The organism is Streptomyces sp. NBC_01478 (assembly GCF_036227225.1).
Classification (GTDB): Bacteria; Actinomycetota; Actinomycetes; order Streptomycetales; family Streptomycetaceae; genus Streptomyces.
In genome coordinates this window covers 8279978-8292970 of the sequence record NZ_CP109444.1, presented here as the reverse complement: position 1 = coordinate 8292970, position 12993 = coordinate 8279978, and the positions used below count along the sequence as shown (strand labels likewise).

The 12993-nt window shown below is 69.2% G+C and carries 7 protein-coding genes; 4 read left to right on the top strand and 3 right to left on the bottom strand.

Going from position 1 to position 12993, the window contains the following annotated elements:
- A complete protein-coding gene (locus OG223_RS37640; protein ID WP_329258578.1) occupies window positions 1–2124 on the top strand; it encodes a TniQ family protein in 2124 nt (707 codons plus the stop codon).
- Window positions 2006–2374 (top strand): OmpA family protein, encoded by a 369-nt coding sequence (locus tag OG223_RS37635; RefSeq protein WP_329258576.1) that lies wholly within the window; start codon window positions 2006–2008, stop codon window positions 2372–2374. The genes OG223_RS37640 and OG223_RS37635 overlap by 119 nt, the downstream gene beginning before the upstream one ends.
- A 71-nt stretch (window positions 2375–2445) precedes the next feature.
- Here the strand turns inward: OG223_RS37635 and OG223_RS37630 are convergent, their stop codons facing one another.
- Window positions 2446–2823 (bottom strand): ArsR/SmtB family transcription factor, encoded by a 378-nt coding sequence (locus OG223_RS37630; RefSeq protein WP_329258574.1) that lies wholly within the window; start codon window positions 2821–2823, stop codon window positions 2446–2448.
- An 85-nt stretch (window positions 2824–2908) separates the two neighbouring features.
- Between OG223_RS37630 and OG223_RS37625 the strand changes: the two genes are divergently transcribed.
- Window positions 2909–3685 (top strand): SDR family oxidoreductase, encoded by a 777-nt coding sequence (locus OG223_RS37625; RefSeq protein WP_329258573.1) that lies wholly within the window; start codon window positions 2909–2911, stop codon window positions 3683–3685.
- Between the two features lie 53 nt (window positions 3686–3738).
- Here the strand turns inward: OG223_RS37625 and OG223_RS37620 are convergent, their stop codons facing one another.
- Window positions 3739–5220, bottom strand: a complete 1482-nt coding sequence (locus OG223_RS37620; RefSeq protein ID WP_329258570.1) for an FAD-dependent oxidoreductase — start codon at window positions 5218–5220, stop codon at window positions 3739–3741.
- A gap of 43 nt (window positions 5221–5263) precedes the next feature.
- Window positions 5264–5455, bottom strand: a complete 192-nt coding sequence (locus OG223_RS37615) for a hypothetical protein (protein ID WP_329258568.1) — start codon at window positions 5453–5455, stop codon at window positions 5264–5266.
- A gap of 500 nt (window positions 5456–5955) precedes the next feature.
- Between OG223_RS37615 and OG223_RS37610 the strand changes: the two genes are divergently transcribed.
- Window positions 5956–12978: a type I polyketide synthase gene (locus OG223_RS37610; RefSeq protein WP_329258565.1), complete on the top strand. Its 7023-nt coding sequence runs from the start codon at window positions 5956–5958 to the stop codon at window positions 12976–12978.
- Window positions 12979–12993 lie beyond the last annotated feature (15 nt).

Here is a 12993-nt window from a genome sequence, read left to right as displayed (position 1 = left end):
TTGGCCCGCAGCCTCGCGCCCCTGCCCGAGGAGTCACTGCCTGGTTTCCTGCTCCGCCTCGCCTTTCGCCTCAACCGCTCCCCAGGCCGCATCGCCGAACTCTGCGGAATCCACGACGGCCGCCGAGGCCGTCTCCTCCCCGACCACCTGCTTGGCCTGCCCGAGGAAGCGGCCACGGAGTTCGCTCGTGCGACATGTCTGTCTCTGGCCGAGGTCAACGCCCTTGGTCTGCGCCGGTACGCCGACGTCTACCCGGCGCTGCGTGCCGGCCGCAGCCCGGCCGACGCAGCTACAGCTCGCAGAAGGGGAGCGTTCTTCGGCAGCATCAGGGATGTGTACAGCGACCGCTGGGTCGTAACCTTTTCCAGCCGTTACTGTCCAGCCTGCCTCCGCGGGGACGGCGACTCCGTCCAGGACGCCTACGGCGGAGCATGGAAGCTCCGCTGGCACCTCCCCGTGGTCTTCGCCTGCACGGCCCACCAGCAACTCCTCTCCAGCAGCTGCCCCGGCTGCGCATCTCCTCAGAACCGCCAGGTCTACAAGGGCCGCGCGGCGCTGCTCGCCCTGCCGACCAGCACCCACCAGATGCACCCGCTCCAGTGCCGCAACCGCATCGTTGACGGGGGCAGTCACACGCGGCCCTGCGGCGCCCGCCTTGACGACGCAACCCCCTATCCCTACCGCGACCTACCTGCTGCTGATCACGCGCGGCTGTTGGAACTGCAAGCACGGCTCGACCACCGCCTGCGCGTTCCACCGCCGCACACGCGCAACATCCGGAATCCGAAGGTCCTCACATTCCAAGACCTGGTGGACACCGCCCAGTTGATCAAACTGAGCTGGCCCGCCGCCCGTGACCTGGTTCCCTCCCGCACGCTTGCCGCACTCATCGACGATCACATCGCTCCCCTCCAGATCACGTCGAAGTCCACACCAGCCAGAACGCACTCCCTCTTCTCGCCGCTGTGGAGCGCACCCCAAGGCAGTGCGGAATGCGGGGCACTGCTTCTGACTGCTGAAGCCCTGCACCTCGAAGCTCCTGACACCACCGCGCTGCGCGAGCGCATACGGCCGCTGGCTCAGTACGCGTTCGAGCACGCCCCCAGCGGCGCCTCCCGCTCGTTCTTCAGCCGCCCCGGGCTCTCCCCGCCCCTGGCCCGAGCCATGGCCCGACGCCTGCACGGCTTCTACGCCGCCGGCCCGCTTGAGTACGCCAACTTGCGCGCCCCCTCTCGCGACTGCCGCTTCACCGCCGATGAAGTACCTCCCCAGATTCCCCAGGACTGGTATGACACCTACTTCACAGACTTCGCCGAGGATGTGCCGGGCGCAGGCATCTACACCGTGCGCCATCTGCGCCGAGCAGCCTCACTCAAGCTCATGGAAATGACCGCGGGCGGTTCGTGGCGCGAGTCCGCCCGGGTACTCGACATCCCGGAGAGCCGGGCCTTGAGCACACTGAACAAACTCCGCTGTCAGTTCGGTGGCGCCGACTTGTGGCCCCGCTTCGAGCATGCGACGGATCAGCTCGCCGACTATCTCGATAGGCTGCCACAGCGGACGAACTACGCGCACCGCCGCCGCTTCATGGCCAACTGGACGCTGCCGTACGAAGATTGGCTCGCGCTGTGCTCCGGGCTCGCTCAAGGCGACCGTCTCACTTCCCGACACGGAGCGGCGATCGGCACCGTCATGGTCTGGGCGGAGGTCACTCAGGCCGAGTATCTGCTCTGCCCACTCCTGCAGAGGTGGCGGCGATCCGGTACGGACGCCGGGCCCGTGATCGACGAGGTTTCGAAGTGCTTCACGCCCGCCAACCAGCGCGGCGGGCGCCTTGAACTGCGTCGGCGGCTACACACGTACGTGCACGAACTCAGCAGCCGTATTGACGCAGGGGACGCACTCGGAAGTACAGATCATGGTGCTGACGCACGGTCCCTCCTTACCTCCTTACCTCCTGCGCTGAGAGCGCGTGATGCCTCGCACCTGCTCCACCGAACGCCGCGTGGAGACGGACACGGAAGTGACGTACGCGCTCCAGTCGGAGGTGTTGTTCGCCAAGGACAGCTCACAGCTGAGCAGTTCGGCGCAGTCCCGCCTCACCACGATCGCCGCGGAGATTGAGCAGCAAGCAGTGACGAGGGTCCGTGTCTTCGGGTTCACCGATGATCTCGGCTCTTCCGCACACGGCGACGCCCTGTCCCAGCAACGCGCCAACGCCGTGCAAGCTGTGCTGGCCGACGCCCTTCCGTCAACGGTCGCCTTCGAGACGCGAGGATTCGGCGAGCGGCGGCCGGTCGCCTCAAACGCGACGGAGGCCGGTCGACGAGAGAATCGGCGCGTGGAGATCTCGTTCGCGCGGGCGGCGAGTTGACTCCTCCCGCATGGGACCCTCCGCGTGCCCCAAACCGAGGCTCAAAAGAACGCCGCGGCAGGGGCTCCTCGTCAAGCCGCGGTGACAGCCGCTCGCTCAGGCGAAGGCGTCAGAAGGTGCCCCATCGCCGCGAGGACGGAAGGCTCGACGCGGTAGTACACCCACGTGCCGCGCCGCTCGGCGAGAAGCAGCCCGGCTTCTTTCAGCTTCTTGAGGTGGTGGGAAACCGTCGGTTGCGAGACGCCCACGTCGGAGATGTCGCACACGCAGGCCTCGTTGTCCGGGTGGGAGGCCACCTTGGAGAAGAGGCGCAGCCGGACCGGGTCACCGAGCGCCTTGAACATGGCGGCGGTGATCTCGGCCTCCTCTACCGTCAGCTCCCGCTCGGTCAGGGCCGGGCAGCACGGCTCGGCCGGGAGCGCGGCCACCTTCTCCTGAAGATTTGACATGTGTCTATGTTGACACCGGTTGACCTCGATGCCAAGATCACCTGTTTAGATGCCCGTCGAATCAGGACGTGTGGGGGATCAATCGATGGCAATACCCACCCAAGACCCGACGCAGCGCACGGCGGTGATCACTGGTGCGAGCAGCGGCATCGGCGCCGCCACCGCGAGGGAGTTGGCTCGGGCCGGCTTCACGGTGGTGCTCGCGGCGCGCAGGGCCGATCGCCTGGAGGCGCTCGCCAAGGAGGTCCGGACGGACGGTGGAACGGCACGGGTCCACCCGCTGGACGTGACCGACCGCGAGGCCGTCACCGCGTTCGCTGAGCAGGTGGAGAGCTGCGACGTCTTGGTGAACATCGCGGGTGGCGCGTACGGAACCGAGGAAATCGCCCAGGCCGACCCGGACGACTGGCGGCGCATGTACGAGGTCAATGTGCTGGGCGCCCTGCACGTGACGCAGAGCCTGATGCCTCAACTGCTGGCCAGCGGCGACGGTACGGTCGTCGTCGTTTCCTCCACCGCGTCGTTCACCTGCTACGAGGGCGGAGGCGGCTACAGCGCGGCCAAGCACGGAGCTCACGTAGTGGCGCAGACCTTGCGACTGGAGGCGTGCGGGCAGCCGCTGCGGGTTATCGAGATCGCGCCCGGCATGGTGCAGACCGAGGAGTTCTCCCTCAACCGCTACCGCGGCAACACGGATAAGGCCGAGGCCGTCTACGCCGGGGTACCGGACCCGCTGGTTGCTGAAGACATCGCCGACACGGTCGCGTGGGCGGTGACTCGGCCGCCGCACGTCAACATCGACCTCCTTGTGGTGCGTCCACGCGCCCAGGCCGCCCAGCACAAGGTGCACCGCACCGCGTAGACGTGCCACTGCCGCCTCCCGCGCACGATGGGAGGCGGCAGCCGCGACAGCGATCAGCAGCCGGTGGCACCCGGCGCGTCGAACTGCTCGGCGGCGTAGGCCGCCAGTTGCAGTGCGGCGGTGTGGTCGATGCCCAGTTCGGTGGCTGCGGACAGGACGGCCTCCGCCGCAGTGAACGAGGTGCCCAGGTACTTGGCGGTCACGTGCAGCAGTTGCTCGTGCCGCTCCTTGGTCAGGCCCAGGCGTAGAGCGAGCGCCTCGCCGCCGCCAACCACCGAGCACACACCGGTCTCCGGCAGTTGGAGTTCGACGGACTGGGCGGACTCCAGGTCGCCGGCCAGGGCCGCGGCGATGGAGCGGACCTGCTCGTAGCCGGTGAGCATGAGGAAGGTCGGTGCGCGGCCGTAGCTCTTCATGCCGACGGCGAAGTAGCCGGGTTCGGGGTGGGCCAGTTCGCGGTAGCCGTGCGGGGTGACGGTGCCGCAGGAGTGCTGGTTGGGGTCGATCAGGGGCGCCAGGGCTCGGGGCGCGGACATGATCGGGTCCAGTTCCAGGCGGAGTTCATCGGTGATGCCGAAGTCCGGGCGGAAGCCGGTGGCCGCCACGATCCGGTCGGCGGTGACGATCTGCTCGGTGCCGCCGGGGTTGCGGGAGATCAGCTCGACCTGGTCGCGGTTGGGGTCGTCGCCGAGGCAACGGATGCTGTGGGTGCGGAAGTTCGCCGCGAGGGTGACGCGTCCGGTGTCCACGAGCATCTGCAGACCTGAGCCGAGGGCTCCGCGGGCGGGCAGTTCGTCGTCACTGCCGCCGCCGAACGAGGCGATGGGGTCTGCCGCGCGGATCGCCCAAGTGATGGTGGTACCCGGTTCGGCGTCGGCCAACTCGGCGAGCGCCAGCAGGGTGTTGGCGGCCGAGTGGCCGGCGCCGACGACGACGGTGTGGCGGCCGGCGTGCTGGGCCCGGTCGGCGCCGAACACATCGGGCAGCCCGTGGCTGATCCATACGGCGGCGTCCTGTTCGCCGTGCGCGGGAAGGCCGTTGGCACCGACGGAGTTGGGCTGGCGCCAGGTGCCGGAGGCGTCGATGACGGCCTTGGCCAGCAGGTCCTCGCCGTCCGCCAGGCGGATGACGAACGGCACCGCTTCGCGTCCGGCGGTACGCAGCCGGTCGATGCCCAGGCGGCTGATGGCGGTGACGGTGGCGCCGTAGCGGATGTGCGGCGCCAGGGCGGGCAGTTCGGCCAGCGGTTGCAGGTACTGCTTGACGAGGTCGCCGCCGGTGGGCAGCTCCGAGGCCTCGGGCTCCTGCCAGCCTCCTGCGGCGAGCAGTCGGCGTGCCGCCGGGTCGGTGTTGTACTCCCAAGGACTGAACAACTGCACGTGGGACCACGCCCGTACGGCTGCCGCCGGGGTGTCACCGGCTTCTACGACAACGAAGGGAACACCGCGTTCAGACAGATGCGCGGCGGCGGCCAGGCCGATCGGTCCGGCTCCGATGACGGCGACGGGGAGCTGGTCGGGGTTGTGGTCAACCACGTTGTCGTGTCCTTTCAGACTGTGGGGGCAGGGCGGTCGTCGCTCAGGCGCTGGGGGCGGAATCCGGTGACGAGGAACCGCTGTCGGTTCCGCTCGTCGCCGCCTGCGCACGGAGAGCGGCGCTCTGCGCGGCCCGCCTGCGTAACTCGGCCATGCCGGCGCAACAAGCGCCGGCGTCCTGGACGGTTTCCAGCTCGGAGCGTCCGGTGTTCGGCGGTGCGGTCTGTTCGCTCAACGAGATCGGCTCCTGTGGGGACGGCTCGTGCGGCACGTGGCGGTCACCGGTGAGGCGCCTCGCCATCACGACCACCTATATAGATAAATGACGAATCAAGGGTTACTCTTGCTTCGATGAATGTCAACCTCTCCCCGTAGGCCTACGGGGTGTGACGAGCGTCACTTTGAGCCTCGTTGCATAGAGACCTGCCACAAGCCAATCTCGACACATGTCGAAACAGCGGGGGCGTTCGGCGTGGGGCAACAGCCCGATGCCGCAACGACGTTGGGGGAACGGCGGCTTTGCCGACAAGCTGCCACGGCCCGTGAACCGCACGATGCGCTCGCCACGCGCTGTGCCGTCCATCTGACCGGACCGACCTCTCTTCACCCTCGAACACCATCCGCGTACCCGCCCGCCACCGAGCCCGGCACTGCCGCCCGCTCGCCGCGCGTACGCCATGGGTCCTCACGTGCTGCGCACAAGTGAACGGCTTCGCCATGCCCGGAAGGACACCCATGCCCCACGACCCCACACCAACGGCAGCCGTCAGCGAACCGATCGCCATCATCGGCATGGCCGGCCGGTTCGCCGACGCCACCAGTCCGCAAGAACTCTGGGACATGCTGCTCGAAGGCCGCGACGCCATCACCGAGATACCCCCCGAGCGGTACGACATCGACGCCGTCTACGACCCCACGCCCCGCACCCCCGGCCGTACCGTCAGCCGCTGGGGCGGACTCCTTCGCGACATCGACGCCTTCGACACCGAGTTCTTCGGAATCTCACCGCGCGAGGCCGATCGCATGGACCCCCAGCAGCGCCTGCTGCTGGAGACCTCCTACGAGGCCCTTGAAGACGCCGGACAGCCGACCAGCCGCATCGCCGGAACCGACGCCGGCGTGTTCATCGGCCAACTCGGCGGCGACTACTGGCACTTGCAGTACGCCGACCGCGATCAGCTCGACCTGTACGCCATGACCGGCGCGGCCTCCCGCGCCATCACCTCCGGTCGCCTGTCCTACGCCTTCGACCTGCGCGGCCCCAGCTTCACCGTCGATACCGCCTGCTCCTCGGCCCTTGTCGCCGTCCACAACGCGGTTCAGGCCCTGCGCCTGGGCGAGTGCCCGCTGGCGATCGCCGGTGGCGTCAACCTCGTACTGCTGCCGGAAGAAGGCGTCGTCTACTCCGGTGCCGGCATGCTCGCCTCCGACGGCCGCTGCAAATTCGCCGACGCCTCCGGTGACGGCTTCGTCCGCAGCGACGGCGTCGGCGTCGTCATCCTCAAGCCGCTGTCCGCCGCTCTCGCCAACGGTGACCGCATCCGCGCCGTCATCCGTGGCTCCGCCGTCGGCAACGACGGCCAGAGCAGCGGCTATCTGGTCACCCCGGCTGTCGAAGGACAGGTCGGTGTCGTTCAACGCGCCTACGCCAACGGCGGTGTCGACCCGGCCGACATCGACTACATCGAGGCCCACGGAACGGGCACCAGCGTCGGCGACCCGGTCGAACTGGAAGCCCTCGCCGAGGTCATCGGACCGCGTCCCGCCGATCGCCGCTGCCTGGTGGGGTCGGTGAAGACCAACATCGGCCACGCCGAGGCCGCCGCCGGTATCGCCGGTCTCATCAAGGCAGTGCTGTGCCTGGAGCACCGGATGGTGCCGCCCAACCTCCACCTGAAGAATCCCAACCCCGCTGTCGCCTGGGGCGACTTGCCGCTGACCGTCCCCACGGTGGCCACCCCGCTGGCCGACCGCGGTCGTCCCGCCATCGCCGGCGTCAGCAGCTTCGGCTTCTCCGGCACCAACGCCCACCTGGTCCTCGAAGCCGCCCCGGAACCGGCCGCCGTAGCCGAACTGCCGCAGCGGACCGAGTTGTTGGCCCTGTCCGCCTTCGGTCCGGAGGCTCTCGGCGATCTGGCCCGTCGTATGGCCGACTACCTCGACGGACCCGGGGCCGCGCACAGCCTGCGGGACATCTGCCACTCCGCGGCCCTGCGCCGCACCACCCACGACGCCCGGCTCGCCCTGCCCGTCGACGACCGCACCACCGCGGCAGCCGCCCTGCGCGCGTTCGCCGACGGAGACGACGAACCCGGTCTGTCCTTCAGTGACTACACCGACCCGAGCACATCGCCGCGCGTGGCGTTCGTCTTCCCCGGGCAGGGCTCGCAATGGCCCGGCATGGGGCGCGAACTCCTCGACAACGAGCCCGTCTTCCGCCAGGCCATGGAGGCCTGCGACGACGCCATCAAGACCGAGACCGGCTGGTCGGTCATCGAGTTGCTGCGCTCCGCCGACGAGGAGCGGATGAAGGAACTCGACGTCATCCAGCCCACGTTGTGGGCCATGGAGATCGCCCTGGCTCAGCTGTGGCGCTCGTGGGGCGTCGAACCCGACGTGGTGATCGGCCACAGCATGGGTGAGTCCGCCGCCGCCTACATCGCAGGCTCGTTGTCGTTGGCGGACGCCGCCGCGGTCATCTGCCGACGCAGTCGGCTCGCCAAGCGTCTGTCCGGTCGCGGCACCATGGCCTGGGTCGCCCTGCCCGCCGACGAGGCCGCCGCAGCCCTCGCGGGACACGAGGACAAGGTCGCCGTCGCCGCCATCAACAGCCCCACCTCCACCCTGCTGTCCGGCGACCGCGGCGCCCTCACCGAGGTCCTCGCCGCCCTGGACGCGCGGGAGGTCGCCAACCGCTGGGTCAACGTCGACTTCGCCTCGCACTGCCCGCAGATGGACGCCCTGAGCGAGGACCTGCTCGCCGAACTCGCCCACCTCGCGCCCCGCCCCGGCAGCATCCCGTTGCACTCCACCCTCCTGAACGAGGTCATCGACGGCTCCGGCATGGACGCCGCCTACTGGGTGCGCAACATCCGTCAGCCCGTCGACTTCGTCGGTGCCGTACGGGGTCAACTCGACCTCGGTGAGGTCGTGTTCATCGAAGTCAGCCCGCACCCGCTGCTCGTCAACGGGATCCGTGAGACCAGCCGCAGCCACGGCGGCGCCGACACGACCGCGGTCGGCAGCCTGCGCCGCCACGAAGGCGAGCGCGCCTGCCTGCTCACGTCTGCGGGAGCCCTCCACACCGCCGGAATCGACCTCGGCTGGGGTGCGCTCACCGACGGCGGACAGTACGTCCCGCTCCCCTCCTATCCCTGGCAGCGCACCCGCCACTGGATCAGCCCAACGACCGTGCCCAGCACCCCAGTTGCTCCAGCGGTCTCACGGAACGTCGGCGTTTCGGCCTCACACCCGCTGCTCGGCGCTCCGATGCCCTCCGAAGGAACCACCCACATCTGGCAAGGGCCGCTGGACCTCGCCGACAACGGCTACCTGCGCGACCACCGCATCCAGGACACCATCATCCTGCCCGGCACCGCCCACCTGGAGCTGGTCGCCTCGGCCGCCCGCACCGTGCTGGACGCGGGCCCTCTGTCGGTCTCCGACGTGCGCTATCACCGGGCGCTCTTCCTGGACGAGAACGGCCCCGCCGTTCAGGTCAAGGTCACCGTCACGCCTCGCGAAGACGGCTCCCTGGACTGCGGCATCTACAGCCAGGACATCGACGCGGACGCGACGGAGTGGCTGCTGCACACCGAAGCCATCGCCCGCTCCGTCGCCGAACTCGCCGTCACGCCGACCGAATCCCTGGCCTCGATCCGCGCTCGCTGCCCCGAACATCAGGACGCGGCGGCCTTCTATCCCTGGAACGCCGATCGCGGCAACCAGTGGAACGGCGCCTTCCAAGGCATCGACGAGTTGTGGCGCACCGATGGCGAGGTCCTTGCCCACCTGGTCTGCCCCGCCCCACTCCAGGGCGACTTGGCGCGGCACAACTTCCACCCCGCTCTGCTGGATGCGAGCGGTCACTCCATGGCGGCTGCCCGCCCGTTGACTGCTCCCGGCGAAGAGGGCGTCTTCGTGCTCGGCGGTATCGATGAGGTCCGCTTCTACGAGCAGCCCACCACCTCCCTGTGGAGCCACGCCCGTCTGCTCCCGGCCACCCGCGAGGACTCCTTCACCGCCGACCTCGACATCCGCGGGGACGACGGTCAACTCATCGCGCAGATGCGTGGTCTGCGCCTGCAGTACCTGGCCGGCCACGCCCCCGCACTCCTGACGCCCCACCGCGAGGACGCCACCGTGCCCCATCCCGAACTCCCCCAACCCACCGCCGAGAACGGCCAGTTGGACTGGCTGCACACCCTCGACTGGGAAAGCTCCCCGCACACCCAGCCTGCGACGGACGGCCAGACGGAAGGGTTCTGGCTCGTCCTGACCGACAGCGGCCCGACCGGCCGTGCCGTCATCCGCGAACTGACCGGCCGCGGGGATCGCGTAGTGGCCATCACCGCCGGAGCGGGCCGCTCGGCCGGAGCCGGAGACCGCTACCGCATCGACCCGTCCAACGCCGACCACTACCCTCACGTCCTCGCGGACATCGCCCGCGAAGGTACGTGCCGCGGCATCATCCACCTGTGGTCGCTGGACGCCCAGGCCGGGCTCGACGCGACCCCGACGGAGATCCGCCGTACGCACCTCCTGGCCGGACACAGCGTCCTGCATCTGACCCGGGCCTTGGACAAACACCCGCTCGGTCACCCGCCACTCTGGCTGATCACCCAGCTCGCGCAGGCCACCGGCGGCGGAGAGCCCGTACGCAATCCATTCCAGGCCATCCTGTGGGGTCTGGGCCGTACCCTCGCCGCCGAAGCGCCCCTGCTCACCCCCCGCCTGGTGGACCTCGACCGGTCGGCGGCCAGCGTTCCAGCTCTGGTCGACGTGCTTCAGCAGCCCGACCGGGAGGACCAGATAGCCCTGCGCGACGGCCTCCGCTACGCGGCTCGGCTGCGTCCGGCAGCGGCCATCGCGCCCGCACCTCGCGTCCTGTCCCTGCCCGCACCCGGCGTCATCGACGATCTGCAACTGACCGATGCACAGCACCGTGCCGTGGGCACCGATGAGGTCCGTATCCAGGTCAGTCACGCCGGAGTCAACTACCGCGACGTACTGCTGGCCCTCGCTATGTATCCAGGGCAGGACAACCGGCCGCCGCTCCTCGGCTGGGAGTGCTCCGGCACCATCACCGAGGTCGGTACCCAGGTCACCGACATCGCGGTCGGCGACGAGGTAATCGCCTTCGCCGAGGGCGCGATGGGCACCGATGTCGTCACCCGTGCCTGCCTGACCGCCCCCAAGCCTGCCCGTCTCACCGCGGCCGAGGCCGCCACCCTGCCGGCCGCCTATCTCACCGCGTACCACTCCCTGCACGACCTGGCCCGCATCGACCGCGGCCACAAGGTCCTCATCCACTCGGCCACCGGCGGTACCGGTATGGCCGCCCTCAACATCGCCCGTTGGAAGGGCGCACGTATCTACGCCACCGCCGGCAGCGAAGCCAAGCGCGACCTGCTGACCAGTCTCGGCGTACAGCACGTCGCCGACTCCCGCTCCCTCGACTTCGCGGACACCTTCAAGTCGGGTGACGGCGAAGGGGACTTCGACGCCATCGTCAACACCCTGGCCGGTGAGGCCATCCCGGCCAACCTGTCGCTGATGGCGCCCTACGGGCACTACCTGGAGCTGAGCAAGCGCGACATCCTCGATGACAACCCGCTGCGGCTCGGCCCGTTCGCCCGCAACCTGTCCTTCCACGCCGTCGACGTGGTTCACATGATCCAGAACGCGCCCGAGCGGGCCGGACGCATCCTGCGCGCCGCCGCAACTTTGGTCGACCAGGGGGCACTTGAGGCACTCCCGCACACCGAATTCCCCGCCGAACAGGCAGCGGCCGCTTTCCGGCTCATGGCCCAGTCCCGCCACACCGGCAAGATCGTCCTGTCGTTCGGCCCGACGACCGCCACCGCCCCTCCGGCAACTCGTACTCCGGCCGTCGCCATTCACGGTGAGGGCACCTACCTGGTTACCGGGGGCGCGGGCGGTATCGGAGGCCGTCTGGCCCTCTGGCTGGCCGACCAGGGCGCACGCCATCTCCTGCTCACCGGCCGCAGCCCCCTGCCCGACCCGGACACCCACGTGCCCGCCGACCACCCCCAGGCCGCGGCCCTGTCCGTCCTGAAGACGCTGACCGACCGCGGTGTCGCGGTGCAGTACGCGGCAGCCGACGTCGCCGACCAGCAGGCCATGGCCGAACTCCTGGCCTTCCAGCGCCGCCAGGGACTTCCGCCGATCCGTGGCGTCTTCCACGCCGCCGGTGTCATCGACTACATGCCCCTGAGTGACCTGGCTCCAGGTGAGCTCGACAGGGTCTTGGCCGCCAAGGTCTCCGGCGCCTGGAACCTGCACCGGCTTCTGGACGACAGCGCCCTGGAATGCTTCGTCCTGTTCTCGTCCGGCTCGGCCCTCCTCAACTCCCCGATGCTCGGCGGCTACGCGGCGGGCAACGCGTTCCTCGATGCTCTCGCCCATCACCGCCACGCCCACAGGCAACCGGCGACTGTCGTCAACTGGGGCTTCTGGGACAGCGTCGGCATGGTGGCACGCAAAGAGCAGGAAGAGGAGCGCACGCTGCACCCCCAGGGGATGTCGTCCTTCAGCCCTGACGAGGGACTCGACCTGCTCGGCCGCATCCTGAGCGAGGGTCGCCTGCACACCGCCGTGCTGCGCGCCGATTGGCCCGCTTGGGCCAAGGCCTATCCGGCGGCTGCGACGGCGCCTCTGTTGCAGCACCTCACCGGAGCCTTCGGCTCAACTCAGGTCGCGGCAAGGCCCGTTCAGGTTGCGCCCACACCTGCCGCGGTGACGCAGCCGGCCCTGGCCAGTCCGCCACGGGCACCGCAGACCGCGTCCGTCGCGACGTCGCAGGCCGCAGCACCCTCAACGCCCGCGCCCCAGGCGGCCACCACCGCGCCGACGCCTCCTGCACAAGCGCCGAGCGAGGAGGTGCTGGCGTTCTTGAAGCAGGAGGTGGCCGTGGTGATGGGCCTGCGTCCGGAACGGGTCAACGTGAACCGGCCGCTGAACCGGCTCGGCATGGACTCCCTCATGGCCGTCGAACTCCGCACCCGAATCGAGCGCCAATACCAAGTCAAGCTCCCGATGGTGCAGTTGCTCAAGGACGGCACGATCACCACCGTCGCCCAAGCTCTCACCGACGCACTCGCTCCTGGGGCAGCAGCGGATCCACAGCCCGTCGTAGCCGCTGAACCCGACGCCGCCCCCGCTCCTACCACTGAGCCGAAAGCGTCTGCGCCCGAACTCCAGCACACGGACGCCCCTGTCGAGCCACAGCAGCCCTCCGACCAAGACACGCGGACGAGCGCGCCAAGCGAGGAGGTGCTGGCGTTCTTGAAGCAGGAGGTGGCCGTGGTGATGGGCCTGCGTCCCGAGCGGGTCAACGTGAACCGGCCGCTGAACCGGCTCGGCATGGACTCCCTCATGGCCGTCGAACTCCGCACCCGAATCGAGCGCCAATACCAAGTCAAGCTCCCGATGGTGCAGTTGCTCAAGGACGGCACGATCACCACCGTCGCCCAGGCCCTCACGACCGAACTCAACTCCGCCCCTGCCTCGGCCTGACCGAGCGATCGACGA